General features: G+C 65.2%; 15 protein-coding genes. 3 read left to right on the forward strand and 12 right to left on the reverse strand.

All coding sequences use genetic code 11. The annotated features are described in order from the left end of the window. The gene (locus tag EDF58_RS04960) at positions 1-3,201 is read left to right on the forward strand and encodes an efflux RND transporter permease subunit (protein ID WP_132263162.1); all 3,201 of its coding nucleotides are present in this window, start codon (positions 1-3) and stop codon (positions 3,199-3,201) included. Continuing rightward, positions 3,198-4,631, forward strand: coding sequence for an efflux transporter outer membrane subunit (locus EDF58_RS04965; protein ID WP_132263164.1), 1,434 nt, complete (start codon positions 3,198-3,200; stop codon positions 4,629-4,631). The genes EDF58_RS04960 and EDF58_RS04965 overlap by 4 nt, the downstream gene beginning before the upstream one ends. Positions 4,632-4,690: 59 nt before the next feature. On the opposite strand, the gene EDF58_RS04970 is transcribed toward EDF58_RS04965, so the two are convergent. The 10 genes from EDF58_RS04970 to cysD form a co-directional block, all read right to left on the reverse strand. Further along, positions 4,691-5,533 (reverse strand): TetR/AcrR family transcriptional regulator, encoded by an 843-nt coding sequence (locus EDF58_RS04970; RefSeq protein WP_243654075.1) that lies wholly within the window; start codon positions 5,531-5,533, stop codon positions 4,691-4,693. A gap of 19 nt (positions 5,534-5,552) precedes the next feature. Further along, complete coding sequence (locus EDF58_RS04975; RefSeq protein WP_132263166.1) at positions 5,553-7,037, reverse strand: aldehyde dehydrogenase family protein; 1,485 nt, start codon at positions 7,035-7,037, stop codon at positions 5,553-5,555. Between the two features lie 47 nt (positions 7,038-7,084). Then, positions 7,085-7,822 carry an SDR family oxidoreductase gene (locus tag EDF58_RS04980; protein WP_132263168.1) on the reverse strand — a complete coding sequence of 246 codons (738 nt, stop codon included), beginning with the start codon at positions 7,820-7,822 and terminating at the stop codon, positions 7,085-7,087. 267 nt (positions 7,823-8,089) lie between these two features. After that, positions 8,090-8,509 carry a nuclear transport factor 2 family protein gene (locus EDF58_RS04985; protein WP_132263170.1) on the reverse strand — a complete coding sequence of 140 codons (420 nt, stop codon included), beginning with the start codon at positions 8,507-8,509 and terminating at the stop codon, positions 8,090-8,092. Between the two features lie 47 nt (positions 8,510-8,556). Further along, entirely contained in the window at positions 8,557-10,257 is a 1,701-nt protein-coding gene (locus tag EDF58_RS04990) for a class I adenylate-forming enzyme family protein (protein ID WP_132263171.1), read from the reverse strand. A gap of 98 nt (positions 10,258-10,355) precedes the next feature. Continuing rightward, positions 10,356-11,339 (reverse strand): MDR family oxidoreductase, encoded by a 984-nt coding sequence (locus EDF58_RS04995; protein WP_132263173.1) that lies wholly within the window; start codon positions 11,337-11,339, stop codon positions 10,356-10,358. Between the two features lie 285 nt (positions 11,340-11,624). Beyond that, on the reverse strand, positions 11,625-12,293 hold the full coding sequence (locus EDF58_RS05005) for a TetR/AcrR family transcriptional regulator (RefSeq protein WP_132263176.1): 669 nt from the start codon (positions 12,291-12,293) through the stop codon (positions 11,625-11,627). A 73-nt stretch (positions 12,294-12,366) separates the two neighbouring features. Further along, positions 12,367-13,116: a 3'(2'),5'-bisphosphate nucleotidase CysQ gene (locus tag EDF58_RS05010; protein WP_132263178.1), complete on the reverse strand. Its 750-nt coding sequence runs from the start codon at positions 13,114-13,116 to the stop codon at positions 12,367-12,369. Next, positions 13,116-15,053, reverse strand: a complete 1,938-nt coding sequence (gene cysN / locus EDF58_RS05015) for a sulfate adenylyltransferase subunit CysN (protein WP_132263180.1) — start codon at positions 15,051-15,053, stop codon at positions 13,116-13,118. Before cysN ends, EDF58_RS05010 begins: the two co-directional genes overlap by 1 nt. Further along, complete coding sequence (cysD, locus tag EDF58_RS05020) at positions 15,053-15,955, reverse strand: sulfate adenylyltransferase subunit CysD (protein WP_132263182.1); 903 nt, start codon at positions 15,953-15,955, stop codon at positions 15,053-15,055. Before cysD ends, cysN begins: the two co-directional genes overlap by 1 nt. A 105-nt stretch (positions 15,956-16,060) precedes the next feature. Between cysD and EDF58_RS05025 the strand changes: the two genes are divergently transcribed. After that, positions 16,061-17,164: a helix-turn-helix transcriptional regulator gene (locus EDF58_RS05025; RefSeq protein WP_132263183.1), complete on the forward strand. Its 1,104-nt coding sequence runs from the start codon at positions 16,061-16,063 to the stop codon at positions 17,162-17,164. 165 nt (positions 17,165-17,329) lie between these two features. Here EDF58_RS05025 and EDF58_RS05030 read toward each other — a convergent pair whose 3' ends face one another. Beyond that, positions 17,330-18,577: an MBL fold metallo-hydrolase gene (locus EDF58_RS05030; RefSeq protein WP_132263185.1), complete on the reverse strand. Its 1,248-nt coding sequence runs from the start codon at positions 18,575-18,577 to the stop codon at positions 17,330-17,332. A 1-nt stretch (position 18,578) separates the two neighbouring features. Further along, positions 18,579-19,586, reverse strand: coding sequence for an alcohol dehydrogenase catalytic domain-containing protein (locus EDF58_RS05035; protein WP_132263187.1), 1,008 nt, complete (start codon positions 19,584-19,586; stop codon positions 18,579-18,581). Positions 19,587-19,604: the final 18 nt, after the last annotated feature.

Raw genomic sequence — 19,604 nt, forward strand, 5'->3', positions numbered from 1 at the left:
ATGTCGCGCATCTTCATCGACCGACCGATCTTTGCCTGGGTTCTGGCCATCATCGTCATGCTGGCGGGCCTCGGCGCGCTGGCCTACCTGCCGAACGAGCAATACCCGGACATCGCGCCGACCCAGGTGAACATCCGCGCCACCTACAACGGCGCCTCGGCCGAAACGATCGAGAACAGCGTCACCCAGGTGATCGAGCAGCAGCTCACCGGCATCGATGGTCTGCTCTATTTCAGCTCGCAGTCCTCCAACCGCGGGCAAGCCTCGATCAGCGCCGTGTTCACCAAGGGCACGGACCCGGACATCGCGCAGGTCCAGGTCCAGAACAAGGTCCAGTCCGCGCTCTCCCGCCTGCCGCAGGCGGTGCAGAACCAGGGCGTCACGGTCACCAAGTCCAACCCCGACCAGCTCCTCCTCGTGGCCGTTTATGACGAGACCGACACCCGCTCCAACCAGGACGTGTCGGACTATCTGGCCTCGAACATCCAGGACCCGCTTTCGCGTATTTCCGGAGTGGGCGACGTCAACGTCTTCGGCGCGCCCCACGCGATGCGCATCTGGCTCGATCCGACGCGCCTTGCCGCCGTCGCGCTGATGCCCAGCGACGTCACCTCGGCGATCACCGCCCAGAATACCGAAGTCGCCGCCGGCGAGATCGGCGGCCTGCCCTCGCCCAAGGACCAGGCGATCGACGCGATCGTCACGGCCGGCTCGCGCCTCCAGACGGCCGAGCAGTTCCGCAACATCGTGCTCAAGACCAACAGCGACGGCTCCGTCGTCACCATTGCCGATGTCGCGCGCGTGGAGATCGGCGCCGAGAACTACAGTTCGATCAGCCGCATCAACGGCCACCCCGGCGCCGGTATCTCGATCTCGCTCTCGCCGGGCGCCGACGCGCTGGCCACGGCGGAGCTGGTGAAGACGGAAATGACCGAGCTGGCCAAGGGCATGCCCGACGGCCTCGCCTATACGTACGGCAACGATTCCACCGCTTTCATCAAGCTCTCCGTCGCGGAAGTGGAAAAGGCGCTGTTCGAGGCGATCGTGCTGGTCGTCATCGTCATGTTCGTGTTCCTGCAAAGCTGGCGCGCCACGCTGATCCCGGCGATCGCGGTGCCGGTCGTGCTGCTGGGCACGTTCGCGGTGTTCTACGTGGCCGGGTTCTCGATCAACACGCTGACCCTGTTCGGCCTCGTCCTCGCCATCGGCCTGCTGGTGGACGACGCGATCGTCGTGGTGGAGAACGTCGAGCGGCTGCTTGAGGAAAACCCGGGCATGTCCGCGCGCGAGGCCACGATCAAGTCGATGGAGGAAATCCAGACGGCGCTCGTGGCGATCGCGCTGGTGCTCTCGGCGGTGTTCCTGCCGATGGCCTTCTTCGGCGGTTCGACGGGCGTGATCTACCGCCAGTTCTCGCTGACCATCGTGGTCGCCATGGTGTTGTCCGTGCTGGTCGCGCTGATCCTCAGCCCGGCGCTGACGGCCACCCTGCTCAAGCCCAAGGATATCGAGGGCGAGGAAGTCCCCAGCTGGATCCAGCGCCGGATGCCCTGGGTCGTGAGGCCCTGGGAGCGCTTCCACACCTGGTTCAACCGCAGCTTCGAGAACCTGACCGAGGCCTATGCCCACCGCGTCGGCCGCGTCGTCGAGCACAAGTGGCGCTGGCTGCTGCTCTTCGCCATTGCCTGCGTCGCCACGTATGGCCTGTTCCAGCGCCTGCCCACCGGCTTCCTGCCGAACGAGGACCAGGGCACGATCATCGTTCAGTGGCGCCTGCCGGCCGGATCTCCGCGCACCCGCACCGAAGACGTGCAGCGCCAGGTCGAGCAATATTTCACCAAATACGAGAAGGCGAACATCGCCAGCATGTTCACGCTTTCGGGCGGCGGCCAGGGCGCGGCAGGCCAGAACACCGGCCAGGCCTTCGTCACGCTGGTGGACTGGGAACAACGCCCGGGCAGCAAGAACACCGCCGATGCCATCGTCCAGCGGGCCAATGGCGCGTTCCGCGGCATTCGCGATGCGCAAGTGTTCACACTGGTTCCGGGCGCGATCCGCGGTCTCGGCTCGTCTTCGGGCTTCACGATGGAACTGCAGAACCGCAACGGCATGGCCCGCGCCGATTTCCAGAAGGCCCGTGACGAACTGCTGGCCAAGGCCGGCGCCGACGACCGCCTCACCAACGTGCGCCTGAGCGACCTTCCCGACGTGTCGACCCTGAAGGTCAATTCCAACACCCGCGCGCTGACGACTTACGGCGTGACGGCGGCGAATGCCAATTCCACGCTGCAAACGGCCTGGGGCGGCACTTACGTCAACGATTTCATCGACAAGGGCCGCGTCAAGCGTGTCTACGTCCAGGGTGACGCCCAGTTCCGGTCGCGGCCGGAGGATCTCGCCAACTGGTTCGTGCGCGGCACGAGCGGCCAGATGGTGCCCTTCTCGGCCTTCTCGACGATCAGCTGGTCCACCGCACCCAGCACGTCCTCGCGCTTCAACGGCCTTCAGGCTTACGAATTCTCAGGCAGCCCCGGGGACGGCGTCAGCTCCGGCACGGCCATGGACGTGATGGAGGAACTGGCCAGCCAGATCCCCGGCACCGCCGTCGCCTGGGCCGGATCGTCCTATCAGGAGCGGCTCTCCTCTGGCCAGGCGCCGCTGCTCTATGCGCTCTCGCTTCTGGTCGTGTTCCTCTGCCTCGCCGCGCTCTACGAGAGCTGGTCGATCCCGATCGCGGTGATTCTGGTCATTCCGCTGGGTCTGCTCGGCGCCATCCTCGCCGTCACCTTGCGCGGGCTGGAAAACGACGTCTACCTGCAGATCGGCCTGCTTACGACGATGGGTCTGGCCGCCAAGAACGCGATCCTCATGATCGAGTTCGCCGAACAGGCCGAGCGACAGGGCAAGCGCGTGATCGACGCCGCCCTCGAAGCCGCCCGCATCCGCCTGCGGCCGATCCTGATGACCAGCTTCGCCTTCATCTTCGGCGTGGTTCCTCTGGCCATCGCCAGCGGTGCCGGCGCCAACAGCCGCATCGCCATCGGCACCGCCGTGGTCGGCGGCATGCTGACCGCAACCCTGCTGGCGATCTTCTTCATCCCGCTCTTCTTCGTGCTCGTTCGCCGCGGCGTACGCGATGGCATCGCCTCGGTCCGCCGCCGCATGCAGGAGCGCCGCGCGCGCAAGGGAGGCGCCGCATGATCCGCTCTCGTTTCACGGGCCTTTCCGCGCTTACCCTCGCGCTCGGCGCCTGCTCGATGGCACCGAAATATGTCGCGCCGGCCCCGCCCGTCCCGGTCTCCTGGCCGGTCGGAGACGCCTATCTCGCGCAGAGCGAGGCGGCGCTGCCACTGGTATCCTACGCCGAGATCTTCCGCGACCGCCGCCTGCAGTCGCTGGTAGAACAGGCGCTCACCAACAACCGTGACTTGCGGGTCGCCGCGGCCAACCTGGCCGCCGCCCGCGCGCAAGTCAGGGTGGTCCGCGCGAACCAGTTCCCGGCCGTGGGTGTCAACGGATCGGTCACGCGAACCGAAGCGGGCAGCGGCAGCACGACGAACGGATCAGGCACCAACGGGACGGGAGACCGCACCTCCTATTCCGTGCAGGGCGGTATCTCGAGCTTCGAACTCGACTTCTTCGGCAAATATGCCAGCGCCACCCAGGCCCAGCGCGACACCGCCCTCTCCACCGAGGCGGCAGCGCGCACGGTGCGCCTCGGCCTCGTCGCAGACCTCGCGCAGGCATGGGCCAATTACGCCGCCGACAACGACCTGCTCCGCATTGCCCAGGCCACGGCCGCCAATGCCGAGCGTAGCGTTACGCTCACCAGCGCCCGCCTCAAGGGCGGCGTCGCCCCGCGCACCGATCTGCGGCAGGCTGAACAAGTGCTGGAAACCGCGCGCGGCGATGTCGCGTCGCAGAGAACGGCACTGGCGCAGGATGTGAACGCGATTCGCCTCCTGGTCGGCGCCGATTTCGACCAGAGCCTGCTTCCCACCAGCGTCGACGAAGTGAACCAGTCGCTCGCCGTCCTGCCAGCGGGCACCAGTTCGCAAGTCCTGCTTCGCCGCCCCGATGTGGTGGAAGCCGAATATTCGCTGCGCGCGGCCAATGCCGATATCGGCACGGCGCGGGCTGAGCTGTTCCCCTCGATCTCGCTGACCGGCCTGCTCGGCTTCGCCAGTAATGCGCTGTCCGCCCTGTTCGACAAGGGCGCCTTCACGGCAAGCCTGGGCGCCAATGCCAGCTGGTCGATCTTCAACGCCGGCGGCCGAGTGGCCAATGTCGACGTCGCCAAGGCCCAGCGCGACGCCGCACTGGCAACTTACGAAAAGGCCATCCAGACCGCCTTCCGCGAAGTGGCCGACGCTTTGGCGGACCAGGGCACGCTGAACGAGCGGATGCGCGCTGCGTCCCGTTTCACCGCGGCCGCCTCCGATACCGCCAGGCTGACCGAGGCCAGCTACCGGCAGGGCATCACCAGTTCGCTTGAAAACCTGGACGCGCAGCGCAGCCTCTACAGCGCCAGGCAGCAGGAAATCGCGGTACGTCTTGCTGCGGCGAGCAATCGCATCACGCTTTACCGCGTGCTCGGCGGCGATCAGGCCACGCCTGCATCGGGCCAGTGAGGCAGAATTCAGGCAAGTTCGCGGCTGAAGCCTACCGCGGCTGAAGCCTGGCCAGTCCTTTAACGGGACTGCGCCTCTTCTGCGGCCGCGCGCTCACGCGTGTCGCGGATGGCCAGCTCCATCAGCCGGGCGTTGATCTCGAGCAGGCTTTCGTCCCGCCGCCCAGGCAGCGTGCCCAGGATACGCCGCAGCCTGCGGTCGGTCGCCAGCGTGATAGAACGCTCGATCCCGGTCATCAGCGTCGTGGCCATGAGCACGGCGGTATCGCCCAGGATTCCGCGCTGGTCCATCTGCGCCACGAACAGACCGATCAACGGCCGGGTGGAGTTGACGCGCTGATGCATGATGCGAACGTCGAACTGGTCCGCCATGGCATTGCGCAAGTGGAGCAGTCCGGTGTGGCGGGCCCAGAACTGGTGGTATGATCGCACGAAGGACATGGCGCGCGAGGACAAGTCGTCGTCAGGCCAATAGTCGCGGACTTGCGCGAAATATTCCTCCTGAGCGGTGCCCATGACCGGCTCGAGGATCGCCAGCAGCAATTCCGTGAAATCGGTGAAGTAGTTGTAGAGCGAGGTCATCCCCAGCCCCGCTGCACGCGCAACCGCGCCCAGCGTGACGGGTTCGTCGGTCTTCTCGACAAGTTCGATCGCAGCCGCGAGAATGCGCTCGCGCGTGATCCGACCTTTCTTGCCCAGCCGCTGTCCGTGAAGGTTGTGGCTGATCCCCGCACTGGCGTCCGTGACGGCCGCGGCCAGCAACGGCGGCAAAGCGGAAAGCCCGATCGCCGCCCCGTCCCTGCCAGTTCCGTCCCTGCCAGTCTCGTCCTTGCCAGTCTCTTCGGGCGCTATCTTCTGATTCCCGGCAGCTTCGGGCCCGGCATCCTGCGACGTGGATTCCACCGGGCCGGGCCGTTCGCCGTCAGGCTGCCTGGACCTGGCCGACCGGCCAGGCGAGGATCTTGACGTCGGTGAACTCTTCAATGCCTTCAACGCCCCATTCGCGGCCCATGCCGCTCGCCTTGTATCCGCCGAACGGAATGTCCCCGGCAATGCACATGCCGTTGTTGACGCTCATCGAACCCGTGCGCACGCGCTTGGCGATATTGATGGCCCGGTTCAGGTCGCCCGAGCTGACACCGCCCGATAGGCCATAGGAACTCTGGTTGGCAATCCGCACGGCGTCCTCGTCGTCCTCGTAGGGAATGACGACCAGCACCGGGCCGAAAATCTCTTCCTGAGCGATCCGCATGTCATTGGTAACGTCCACGAAGCAGGTAGGCTCCACGAAATAACCGCCTCCCTTGTCGGGACGGATATTGCCGCCCGCCAGCAGGGTCGCGCCTTCTTCCTGGCCGAGGTCGATGTAGCTCTTCACGCGCTCCATCTGACGCTTGGAGATCACCGGGCCCATGATGTGCGCGGGATTGGCGATATCGCCCCAGTTGTCGCCGAAGTTGCCATAGGCGCCCTTGAGGATGGCCTTGGCTTCGTCATAGCGGCTCTTGGGCACCAGCAGGCGCGACTGCACGGCGCAGCCCTGCCCGGCGTGGAACACCAGCATCGCCATGCCCACTTCCATCGCGAAGTTCGGTGCATCGTCGAGCACGATCTTGGCCGACTTGCCGCCGAGTTCGAGGAACACGCGCTTCAGCGTGGGCGCGCCCTGCTCCATGATGCGCTTGCCGACGCCGGTGGAGCCGGTGAAGGAGATCAGGTCCACGCGCGGATCGGTAACCAGCATTTCGCCCGCCAGCGCCGGGTCCGCGCCGAAGACGACATTGATCACGCCATCCGGGAAACCGGCTTCCTTGGCCAGTTCGCCGAAGATCGCGCCCATGCCCGGGGTATCAGGTGCGGGCTTCAGGATCACGGTGCAGCCGGCCAGCAGTGCGGCGACCATCTTGCCGATGTTGACGTAGAGCGGCACGTTCCACGGCGTGATCGCGCCGACCACGCCCACGGCCTCACGCACGCCGACACGCTTGTGGATCATGCCGAAGGCGGGCTTCTCGCCGTAGTCCTTTTCCCATTCCAACTGGTCGAAGACGCGCATGTAATCGTCCCAACCGTCAAGCGCCATGTCGACATGGGCGCGGTTCACCGCGCCTTGCGCCGCGCCGGCTTCGTACATCGCCAGTTCGCCCAGACGCGGGCGCGCTGCTTCGAAGAGATCGCGGTATTTCTTGACCAGCGCCACGCGCTTTTCGACATTGGTGGCCCAGTCGGTCTCGTCGAAGGCGCGGCGGGCCGCGGCAATCGCGGCGTTCACGTCATCGGCAGTGGCATCCGCGGCCTTGCCCACCGGCTCGCCCGTCCAGGGACTGATCACATCGAACGTGGCGCCGTTGCTGGCGCCGCGCAGTTGGCCGTCGATATAGAGCTTGGCTTCGGGAAGAGTGGTCATGTTCGGGTCCTTGGCGGAAACGGGTTCTTGCACGAGATCGGGAGCGTTCATGGGCGGCGCGCCCCGACCGAGACGTGCAGCACGCGCACGTCTGGCGGCAGGTCGAGCACTGAGCGGAACACGCCGGTGACGTTTTCGGTCTGCGAGATCGGCCGCGTGCGCAGGTCGATGCCCTTTGCGGCGCAACCGCCGTGGAAGCGCATGGCCGCGTCCTGATCCCAGCCCGGCGCGGTCTTGCCCGGTTCGTACATCGGCCCGGCGCGCAAGGTGGTGACGCGGATGCCCGCGGGCTCCAGTTCCTCCACCAGGGCCTCCGTAAACCGCTCGAGGCCCGCCTTGGTGGCCTGATAGAGCGAGAGCATCACGAAAGGCACGGCGATGGATTCGCTGCCCACGTTGATGATCTGGGCCCCTGCCTCCATCATCGGAATGGCCGCACGGCAGCAGTAGATCGGTCCGTTGAGGTTAGTGGCGATGATGTCGTTGATCTGCGCGTCGGTAGCCTCAGCCACCGTGAACGGCTCGTAGATTGCGGCATTGTTGATCAGCACGTCGATCTTCGGGTGCTTTTCGGCGATCGCCGCGAAGGCCTTGCGCACGGATTCGGCAGAGGCGACATCGCATTCCACGGCCATGGCCGCGCCGCCGATTTCGCTCGCGAGTTCCTGCACCTTAGACAGCGTGCGCCCCAGCAGGATCACGGTTTCCCCCTCACCGGCGAAGCGCCTTGCCAGCGCGCGTCCGAGGCCGGCCCCGGCGCCAGTGATCACGATCGTCTTACCCACGCATCCTCCCGCTTTTACGGCTATCGAGTGCCGGTGCTTGCCGACACGATTTCGCACACACTAGCCTCTCCGCAAGCCACCGCCTATCGCGGCGACGATGGTTCGACGGGAGCGTCCCCGCGATACCTTGGCCGCGAAGAAACGCGCCGATACCGCCCCCTCACCGCCCGGATCGGCATGGCTTCAAACCGGCATCGCTTCCCGGCCGTGAGGAGACTTCCCGCAATCGATGCGCCCGCCAGGCGCCGCTCTTCGAAACAGCAGTGGTCAGGAGGGCCGGGACATGTCCACGATCAGCCGGGACAACGTCTGTCTGGCGATCTTCCAGCCTTCGGCCGTCCGCACGCAGGTCTCGTGATAGTGCCCGTAGCCGGTGAGCGCGAAACTGTCCTTGATGACACGGTCCTGCATGGCCCAGATCACTTCGACCTTGCCGTCGTCCAGCTTCATTTCCGGCGAATGGATCTGATGCGCGGTCTTCGCGTCCGCCAGCGACTGGCGGACCATGGAAACGAACCTGTCCCGCCCCTTTTCCAATGTGCCGCCGGCCGGGCGCGTGTCGATCTCGCAATCTTCGGTAAAGAGCGCGGCCCAGCCGTCCCAGTCCTTGGTGTCGAGCAGGCGGCAGTAACGGGCCTTGAGATTGCAGATATCCAGCCAGTCCCCGAAATCGAGTGCCTGTGTCATGCGCTTCTCCCCTCTGGCGTCAGCTTGGCCCTGCTATCCAGGCCCGGTCAGCCTAGGCTCACTTCCGCTTCCAATCGTTCGGCGGCCAGCTTGCGCAAGTCCGCGGTCTTGATCTTGGCGCTGCCCGTGGTCTTGAGGTCGCTCTCGGCCACGAAGAGCACGCGGCGCGGCACTTTGTAGCTCGCCAGCTTTTCCTTCGCGAAATCGCGGATCGCACCGGCATCCGGGCGCGACCCGTCGACTGCGACGACGCAGGAAACCACCAGTTCCCCCAGAAGATCGTCCGGCACGCCAACGGTCTGCACCATCTTCACTTCGGGATGGGCGCGGATCACTTCGTCGATCTCGATCGGAGAGACGTTGGCACCGCCGGTCTTGATGATGTCGTTCAGGCGGCCTTCCCAGAACAGGCGGCCCTGCTCGTCAATGTAGCCGCCGTCCGCGGTGCGCAGGAAGCCTTCCCCGTCCAGCGACTCGTCCAGCGGCACGCCGAGATAGCCGAGCATCAGCGTCGGGCCCTTGACGGCGATCTCGCCGCGCTCGCCCAAGGGCATCGTCGCGCCGGTCATCGGATCGACGATCTTGATCGTGGAGCCGGCGGTCGGCACGCCGTGCGACTTGCCGGCGATCGCTTCCGCCGTGCCCGAGGCGAAGACCGAGATCAGCGTGAACGTCTCGGTATTGCCGAAGGCCTGTGCCGGCTCGCGCCAGTCGGTATCGATCGTCGGATGCTGTGCGCAGGGCGTCAGCGCGTCGATATAGTGCATCGCCGAAAGGTCGACGCTGTCGTAATTCGACGCTGCCATGAGTTGGGCCCACTGGTGCGGCCAGGCGAGCATCATCGATGCCTTCTCAGCCTCCATCAGCGACAGGGCTTCCTCGGCATCGAACCAGCGCTGGAGCACCAGCGACCCGCCGCATCCGAGCGTACCGCCCAGCGCCATCGAGAAATTGCCCGACCAGAAGAAGCCGTTGGCCGACCATGTGCGCGGCGGCACCTTCACGTCATACCATTGCGGCCAGCGCCAGAGTTGCAGGCAGACGCCGCGATGGGCGGACAGGATGCCCTTGGCCTTGCCGGTCGAGCCCGAGGAGAAGAACAGCACGCCTGGATCGCTCGGCTGCACGGCGGCGGCAGCGGCATCGACCAGCGCGGGATCGACATCGTTTCCGCGCGCGAGGAACGTGCTCCAGCCTTCTATCGCGCCGAGGCCTTCATCGCTGTCGATCACCGCGAGATGGCGCAGGAACGGGAACTTGGTGGAAGCGACTTCGCCCGGCCTGGCCGTGCCGATCTGCGGTTCGAGATCGACGAGGGTCTGCGCGAAATCCTTCTTGAGGACGCGGCGTTCGAGCAGCAGCACCGAGCAGCCGCCCATCTGCAAGACGGTTTCGAGTTCCGCCGGCGTGAAGAAGGTGCTCACCGTCATGGCGACGCCGCCCGCGAGTGCGGTGCCGAAGACGCCGGAGAGGAATTCGAGCCGGTTCGTCGCCAGCACGCCGACACGCGTGGCCTTGCCGACGCCGCAAGCGACGAGTGCGCGGGCAACTTCCATTGAGCGGGCCCAAAGCTCGTCGTACGTCCAGCGCTCGATCTTGTCGCCAAGGTGGATCACCGCCGCTTCGGACGGGCCATAACGACGCGATACCTCGCGGACGAAGCCGCCCAGCGTGAGCGGGCCGATGCCCTGCTCTTCCGCCAGCGGAATGCCGTTTGCGATGGACAAGCCTGCGGTTACCTCGACCATGCGTTCCTCATCGTCCTTGCGCGCCTGCGGCCCGCTTGTCGCATCAAAGTACAGGCGCGGCGGGCGGCTCCCTCAAGCCGCCTGCCGCGCCGGCTGCATCAGGCGTTCACGTCAACGATGTAACGGCCCGTGACCTCACCGGACATGAACTTGCGCGCAGCCTCGATGGCATCGCCCAGGCCGATGGTCTGGCCGATGGTTTCGAGTGCGGCGGGGTCCAGATCCTTGGCGAGACGGTCCCAGGCCTTCAGGCGCTTGGCCTTGGGGGCCATGACGCTGTCGATCCCCAGCAGCGAAACGCCGCGCAGGATGAAGGGCATGACGGTCGAAGGCAGGTCGAAGCCCTGCGCCAGACCGCAAGCGGCAACTGCGCCGCCGTACTTGGTCTGGGCGATGGCGTTGGCCAGCGTGTGGCTGCCGGCCGTATCGACGACACCGGCCCAGCGCTCCTTCTGGAGCGGCTTGCCCTTCTCGGAAAGTTCGGCGCGGTCGATGATCGTCTCTGCGCCCAGCGACTTCAGATAGTCCGCCTCGCCCGGCTTGCCGGTGAGCGCGGCGACCGAGTAGCCCAGCTTCTTGAGGATCGCGATGGCGACCGAGCCGACGCCGCCGGTGGCACCGGTGACGAGAATTTCGCCCTGATCGGGGGTCACGCCCCAATCCACCAGCGCATCGACGCAGAGTGCGGCGGTATAGCCGGCAGTACCGATCGCCATGGCCTGCTTCGGGGTGAAGGCGGAGGGCAGCGGCACCAGCCACTCGCCCTTGAGCCTGGCTTTCTGCGACAGGCCGCCCCAGTGCCCCTCACCCACGCCCCAGCCGTTGAGCACGACGGTATCGCCGGCCTTCCAGTCGCCATGGCTGCTTTCGGTAACGGTGCCGACGAGGTCGATGCCGGGCACCATCGGGAACTTGCGCACGACCGGCGAAGCGCCGGTAACGGCCAGGCCGTCCTTGAAGTTGAGCGTCGAAAACGCGACGTCGATGGCGACATCACCTTCGGGCAGCGCGCTTTCGTCAAGCTGCTGGAGAGCGACCGTCTGGCCCTCATCGGTCTTGTCGATCACGATAGCGGAAAACATGGCATACTCCCTCAGGGGCCCTTTCCGGCCCGACGATGCAGGCCCTAGCTGAAAGGGAATATGCGCCGCTGCGTCAATGCCGGCGCGCCACGGCATCGCCTAGGCGAAGCGGCATCACGGCCGGGGTATCCGGAGCTGACAGGAAAGCCGTCTTTTCGCGATTTTGCTCGAACCTTTTTATTCGTCATTGCGAGCGCAGCGAAGCAATCCAGAGTCGCGTAAACCGCCCTGGATTGCTTCGCTGCGCTCGCAATGACGAATGGGAGTAATGCTTGTGACGCAGCCTCAGCCACCCGGCGAAACCCCGTGGGCGGCGAGCAAATCCGCCACCTTCGGAAACGCCTTGGCCCGCATGGTGCCGTACATCGAAAGCCGCAGGATCTCGCGCGAGTAGCGGCGCGACAGTTCCCGGCGCTCGCCCTCATCGGCAGCATGGGCACGGGCTAGGATCGGCCAGAAGAACACCCCGGCCAGGTTCATCACCGAATAGACTTCGAAATCGATGCCCGGCTCCGCCAGATCTGTGCCGGCAAAGCGGCCGAGCGAGCCGCAATACTCCCGCCAGAACGGGTCCTGCGCCGGGTTGGGCGAGGCCAGGACCTGCTGGAGCCAGACGCGGCAGATGTCGGGATTTTCCATCGCGAAATCGCATAGCCGCTCGGTCAGCGCGACCACGTCGACATCCTCGACGCGGCGCTCGCCCACAGTCTCGGGATCGCCGAAGACGGCGTGGAACAGCTTGTCCGAGACCCACTGCATGGTCGCCTCGATCAGCTTCTCGCGCGTTTCGAAATGCTGGTAGGCGGTGCCGCGATTGACGGCGGCGAGATGGGCGACGGCAGAAAGGCTGACGCCTTCCGGCCCGTCCTTGGCCAGCAGGTTGGCGGCGGCATCGAGGATCACCGCGCGCGTCGCGACCGGGTCGCGCGTCCTGCGCCTGATTTTCGCCTCCATGCTCGCCCCTCTCATTATCAAAGGGCGAGCATAGCGGCAGGCTTACTAATCGACAATGTTGATCAGCTTGACCTCAGAGGAAGGCTTTCACCTTTTCGAGCACCAGTTCCGCGTGCTCCTTCCGGCAGATCAGCAAGTCCGGCATATAGACGTCTTCCCGATTGTAGACCAGCGGGCTGCCGTCGATGCGCGAGACGTGGAGGCCCCAGCCTTGTGCGACAGCGGCAGGTGCGCAGCTGTCCCATTCGTACTGGCCACCGGAATGGAGGTAGATATCCGCCTCCCCGCGCAGGATCGCCATGGCCTTGGCCCCGGCCGATCCCATCGGAACGAGTTCGGCGCCGATGGCTTCGGCCACGCCGGTCGCTTCCTTGGCGGGACGCGTGCGGCTGACCACCATGCGCAGCCGCTCAGGCGCGGGCGGCACTTCGCCCGGCTGGTCGGAGCGAAGGACTACACCCGCGCCGGGAAGCGCGACCGCCCCCAGCACCGGCTCGCCGTCCACCGCCATGCCGACATGGACCGCCCAGTCGGCGCGCTCCTCGCCATATTCGCGGGTGCCGTCGACAGGATCGACGATCCATACCCGCTCCTTGGCCAGACGCTCGGCATTGTCCTTCTCCTCTTCGGAGAGCAGCCCGTCTTCGGGCCGCTGCTCGCGAAGGGCGTGGCAGAGGAACTGGTTAGCGGTCTGGTCCCCCGCCTTGCCCAGCGACTTGCCCGAGAACAGGCCGGAGGCCCGCACGTCGAGCAGGATCTTCCCCGCCACTTCGGCCAGATGCGCCGCGAGATCGCCGTCGTTCAGGCTACCGTTCAGGCTCATCAGGCGTCTCCCAGCAGCGTGTCGACGATCAGGTTCGCAGCGTCTTCCGGCGAGATCAGCGTAGTATCCACGCGGATTTCCGGATTGCGCGGCGCTTCGTACGGGCTGTCGATACCCGTGAAGTTCTTCAGTTCGCCCGCACGCGCCTTCTTGTAGAGGCCCTTGACGTCGCGCGCCTCGGCCACCTTCAACGGCGTGTCGATGAACACCTCGAAGAACTCGCCTTCGGGCAGCATCGAGCGCACCATCTCGCGGTCCGCCTGGAAGGGCGAGATGAAGGCGGTGATCACGATCAGGCCCGCGTCGGTCATCAGCTTCGAGACTTCGCCAACGCGGCGGATGTTCTCGATGCGGTCGGCCTCGGTGAAGCCCAGGTCCTTGTTCAGACCGTGGCGCACGTTGTCGCCATCGAGCAGGAAGGTGTGCCGATTCATCCGGTGCAGCTTCTTCTCGACAAGGTTGGCGATGGTCGACTTGCCGGAGCCCGACAGGCCGGTGAACCACAGCACCGCCGGGCGCTGGTTCTTGAGGCCGGCGTGCTGCTTGCGGTCGATGTCCACGGCCTGCCAGTGCACGTTCTGCGAACGGCGCAGCGAGAAGTGGATCATGCCCGCCGCCACAGTGGCGTTGGTCATCTTGTCGATCAGGATGAAGCCGCCGAGCGTCCGGTTATCGGCATAAGCCTCGAACACGATCTGCTTGTCGGTGGTCAGTTCCGCCACGCCGATGGAGTTCAGCTCCAGCGTCTTGGCCGCCAGCTTCTCCATCGTGTTGACGTTGACTTCGTACTTCGGCTCCTGAACCGTCGCCGAAACCATCTGCGTGCCGACCTTCAGCCAGTAGGCGCGGCCGGGCACCATGGCCTCGTCGGCCATCCACACGAAAGTCGCCTCGAACTGGTCGGCAGTCTGCGGCGGATTGTCGGCGACCGAGATCACCGAACCGCGCGAGCAGTCGATCTCGTCGGCGAAGCAGACGGTGACCGACTGGCCCGCAACCGCTTCTTCCAGATCGCCGTCATAGGTGACGACGCGGGTGATCGTGCTGGTCTTGCCCGAGGGAAGGACGCGGATCTTGTCGCCCGGCTTCACCGAACCGGTGGCGATCAGGCCCGAGAAACCGCGGAAGTCCAGGTTCGGACGGTTCACCCACTGCACCGGCAGGCGCAGCGGCTTGTCGGCATCGACCGAGGACAGAACCTCCACCGTTTCCAGATGCTCGACCAGCGTGATGCCCGCGTATTGCGGCGCCTTGTACCACGGGGTCTTGTCCGAAAGCGTGGTGATGTTGTCGCCCTTGAAGCCCGAAATCGGCAGAGCGGTGAAGCTCTCGATGCCGATGTCGCGCGCGAACTCACCGTATTCCTCGACGATCTTGTCGAAGACTTCCTGGCTGTAATCGACGAGGTCCATCTTGTTCACGGCCAGGACGATGTTCTTGATGCCGATCAGGTGGCACAAGTACGAGTGGCGGCGCGTCTGCACCAGCACGCCCTTGCGCGCATCGATCAGGATCACTGCAAGGTCGGCGGTGGAAGCGCCGGTGACCATGTTGCGGGTGTACTGTTCGTGGCCCGGGCAGTCGGCGACGATGAACTTGCGCTTCTCGGTATTGAAGAAGCGATAGGCCACGTCGATGGTGATGCCCTGCTCGCGCTCGGCGGCAAGACCGTCGACCAGCAGCGCGAAGTCGATTTCCTGGCCCTGCGTGCCGACCTTCTTCGAGTCCGACTGGAGCGCGTCCAGCTGGTCCTCGAAGATCATCTTCGAATCGTAAAGCAGGCGCCCAATGAGGGTGGACTTGCCGTCGTCGACGCTGCCGCAGGTGATGAAGCGCAGCATCGTCTTGTGCTCGTGCTGGACGAGATAGGCATCGATGTCGTCGGCGATCAGCTGGTCGGTGACGTAGACAGCTTCTTTGGTTTCAACGTCGGCCATCAGAAGTACCCCTGCTGCTTCTTGACTTCCATGCCGGCACCGCCGGCGTCCTTGTCGATGGCGCGGCCCTGCCGCTCCGATGTGGTGGTGAGGAGCGTTTCCTGGATCACTTCGGGAAGCGTCTTCGCCTCGCTCTCCACCGCGCCGGTCAGCGGGTAGCAGCCGAGCGTGCGGAAGCGGATCGAGCGTTCGACGGGAACCTCGCCCGGCTGGAGCGGGAAGCGTTCGTCGTCCACCATCAGCAGCATGCCGTCACGCTCCACGGTGGGGCGCTTTTCGGCGAAGTAGAGCGGCACGATCGGGATGTCGTTCAGGTGGATGTACTGCCAGATATCTAGCTCGGTCCAGTTGGAGATCGGGAAGACGCGGATCGATTCACCGCGCGCCTTGCGGGCATTGTAGAGGTTCCACAGTTCCGGGCGCTGGTTCTTCGGGTCCCAGCCGTGCGAGGATGTGCGGAACGAGAAGATGCGCTCCTTGGCGCGGCTCTTCTCCTCATCGCGGCGGGCGCCGCCGAAGGCCGCGTCGAAACCGTACTTGTCCAGCGCCTGCTTCAGGCCTTCGGTCTTCCACATGTCGGTGTGGAGCGCGCCGTGGTCGAAGGGATTGATGCCCTTCTCGATGGCTTCGGGGTTTTGATAGACCAGCAGTTCCATGCCGCTCTCACGCGCCATCTTGTCGCGCAGATCGTACATCGCCTTGAACTTCCAGGTCGTGTCGACATGGAGCAGCGGGAACGGCGGCGGCGAAGGATAGAAGGCCTTGCGAGCAAGGTGCAGCATCACGGCGCTGTCCTTGCCGACCGAATAGAGCATCACCGGCTTTTCAGCCTCGGCGACGACTTCGCGGATGATATGGATGCTCTCGGCTTCGAGGCGCTCCAGGTGCGTGAGTGTCTTCATCAGGTTTCCTCTGCCGGGGCGCGTGCCCGTTGGCTGTTTCCTCTGGTGCTGTCCCAAACCGAATCGCAGGGATGACATTTACGCGAACCTCCCATATGGGAGGGCATGGCTCTTACCAGCAACGACGAGACCGATCTCCTGATCCCGCTCTTTCAGGGAAGTGCCGAAAATCCGCGCTTTTCGACATTTCTGGAAAGATTGCGCCGTCGCACCCAAGCCGATTACGTCAGCCTGATCCTTCGCATGGGCGATGGGCCACATGCCGTAATCGTGGAAAGCTACGCCGGAATCGACCTCAGAAAACGCGCCCGCGAGTCGGAAACGCAAGGCCCGTTCGACCTCGACCGTTACCTCTACGATGGGCTGCGACCGGGCCGCGTCTATTCGATCGGGGAGATGATCGATCACGACCCCGTCGCGCGCGCGGATCGCAACCGGCGCATGGCGAAGCTCGGCATCGGGGATGAGCGGGTGGTGCGGATCGCGGGGGGCGAGCGTTACAGCGCATGGCTGATGATGGCCCGCGCGCGCGAATGCACCGCTTCCGACAGCGCCCTGCTCTCCAGCCTGGCGCCCTATGTCGCCATCGCGGTCGAAAACCTCGTTTCGATGGACCGCGAGCGGATGGCGGCGCGGATCAACGCCATGGGGTTGGAGCGCACGGGCAAAGGCTGGATGCTGCTCGACGCCGAGGCGCGCGTAGTGGCGGCCGATCCGGCGCTATCGCAGTTCTGGCAGGAGCACTGCGGCGCCGCTCTGCGCCCCGGCGAGCGCGTGCTGGGGCTCGATCTCGTTGCCGAGCGCAAGCTGGCCGGCGTGGCGGCGGAGATGGCGCAGGATCGCTCGTTGACCGCACGACCGCTGTTGCTGCGGGAGAAGCCGCATGTCGAGGCCCTGTTGATGCCGGCCGAAGAAGCGGCGGAACAGGCCCTTGCCGCGCCGGCCCTGCTAGCGCTTTGCACCCTTCCTCGCGCACTTTCCGGTGATGGCGCGGACCGATTGGCCGAAGTATTCGACTTGCCCCGGCGCGAGGCGGAACTGGCGATGGCGCTGGCGGACGGCCACTCCATCACCGAAGCCGCCGAGCGCATGGGGCTGACTTTGGAAACGGCGCGAAACTACTCCAAACGGCTCTATGCTAAGCTGGGCGTGCGCGGACAGGCGGAATTGGTGCGGCTGGTTTACGAGAGCAGTGCGGTGATGGGGTAGTGCCGCAATATCATTCACGCCCTGACTACACCTAAGGCGACTACCACCTGAATAGTACGTCACAAGCTATCGCAACCACCCTCCGTCGTCCCCGCCTTCGCGGGGACGACGGGGTTTTAGATTGTCTGGTCGGAGGTGATGGGCCGATGGCCCATACCCAAACCATCAATCGCTGAGCTTGGCCTCCATCGCCGCAATCTCGGACCGCAGCCACATCGTCTCGGACAGGTTCTTGCCGCCGGAAGCTGCCAGCAGCGCCTCATGTGCCGCCTTGCGCACGGTGAGCACCGCCGCGTTGTCCGGTTCGGCACTGAGCGCAATATCGGTCAGATGCACGGCCTCCAGCGGAGCCCCCGCATCCAGCTTGGCCTGCGCCCGCTCCGCCAGTTTCGCCGCGCCGCCCACCAGTTCGACAAGATCGGCATCCACGCTGGAACGCGGCACGCCATAGAGCGCGGTGGTGCCGTCCTCATAGTGGAGCCAGCCCGAATACTCGCGCCAGATCGACTTGACCGCCCAGGCCGCCTTGCCGTGGAACTCGCCGATCTCCAGCCCTTCCGGCCAAGCGAATTCGCGCATCAGCGTATGGACGTCCTTGCCCGCTTTCATGCCGCCGAGCGTATAGTCGCGCACGAAGCTGACGGCCGCGTGCATCTTGTCGAGATCCGCACGAATACGTTCCGCACCGCGAATGGCCTCGCCATGGCCGGTGACGATGATCTCCGCGCCGAGATCGCGGATCGTCTCCAGCGACTTCAGGTAGTTCCGCACCAGACGCGGCTTGTCGCCGCGCAGGGTGTTGAGGAACGGCATCGAGAGCCAGACCGGACCGAAGACATTGCCGGTGAAGGCGATCTTCTCCTTGGGCATCCAGACCGTCAGCGAGTCGATCGTCTCGCCCTCGGGCGTGGAGATCAGCTCGAAAGTACGGCCGCCCAGTTCGATGGTCAGCTTGCGGTCGACCAGAATGTCGGGAACCACATTCGGCGCCGGCTTCGGCGTGCCGCCGCGCTTGAGCGTCGATCCCCAGAGCTTGCCGCTCCTCGGCCCGAAGAAGGACTGGAGGCCCATCATGTCGCCCAGCGCCTCATTGAAGCCCGGCCCGCCGACGACCTGCGTACCGTCTTCCAGGAATTCCGGCACGCCGCCATAGTGATCGGCATGGCTCTGGGTGAGGATGATGAAGGCCAGCGGCCCGGTGCGCGGCGGCGTCAGCAGGCGCTTGGTCCGCTCCGCATTGTCCATGAAGCCGGTGTTGACCATGACGTCGCCCTCCGACGTCGTGACCAGATAGGCGTTCGAGATGTCGTTCGCCTGAAACACGAAATCAGTGATCGCGATGGCGTCCGCCTGTTCGTCGCCCGAGCGGACGAGACCAGCCAGCTTCGGTCCGGCGTCTTTCACTTCGCTCATCTCAAGCCTCCTCTATGCCGATCATGACTTTGGCGGACTGCGGCGTTGCGGCGATTTCCAGGCCCTTCATGATCTCGCTGAACGGCAGCTTGTGGCTGATCATCGCTGCGATCTTGTCCTTCAGGCGCGGCATCGCGGCGATCACCTCGGGCATCTCGGTAGGATAGCCGACCGCCGTGGTAATGGTCATCTCGCTGGTGAGCATGCGACCGACCGGGAACTCGATCGGCCGCATATAGGCGGCCGTAATGACCAGTTTCGCATGGAACTTGGCCATCATGATCACTTCGGTGAGGATGTTCGGCGCGCCGGCTGCGTCGATGAAGGCATCGGTGCCCACGCCCACGCGGCCATAGCTGGGCACTTCACCGTGAAGCTTCGCCAGTTCCGCGCGCAGATCGATCTTGCTGGGATCGAGGGCGGCCTGCACGCCCAGCGCGCGCGCCCGCTCCAGCCGCTCTTCCGAAAGGTCGAGCGCAACCACGTCGGTCACGCCGCGATCGATCAGCCAGAGCAGCATGCCAAGGCCGATCGGCCCGCAGCCGAACACCACGACCTTGTCGCCGGGCTTCACGTCCGCCCGGTTGACGCCGTGCATGGCGACGGCCAGCGGCTCGCACATGGCGGCAACGTCGTAGGAGATCCCCTCGGGGATCGGCAGGATGGAATCGCCCAGCCGCGCCTCCCGCACCAGCAATTCCTGCGTGAACGCGCCCTCCGGCCCGCCCGAACCGATGTTGCTGGGCGTCATCATCGGATTGACGATCACCGCATCGCCGACGGCAATGCCGGAGACTTCCGCGCCCACTTCCATCACTTCGCCGGCGCCTTCATGGCCCAGCGCGGTCTCCACACCCGGCGGAATGCCGCCCATCTTGATGTAGGACAGGTCCGATCCGCAGATGCCGACCGACTTCATCTTGACGACCACATCCTTCGGCCCCGCCGCCGGACGTTCGTAAGCATCGACGCGGACATCGCCGACGCCGTGGATCTTGAGCAGTTCCATAGCCTCTCTCCTCATCCG

Source organism: Novosphingobium sp. PhB57, assembly GCF_004342985.1.
In the GTDB taxonomy this organism is placed as follows: domain Bacteria; phylum Pseudomonadota; class Alphaproteobacteria; order Sphingomonadales; family Sphingomonadaceae; genus Novosphingobium.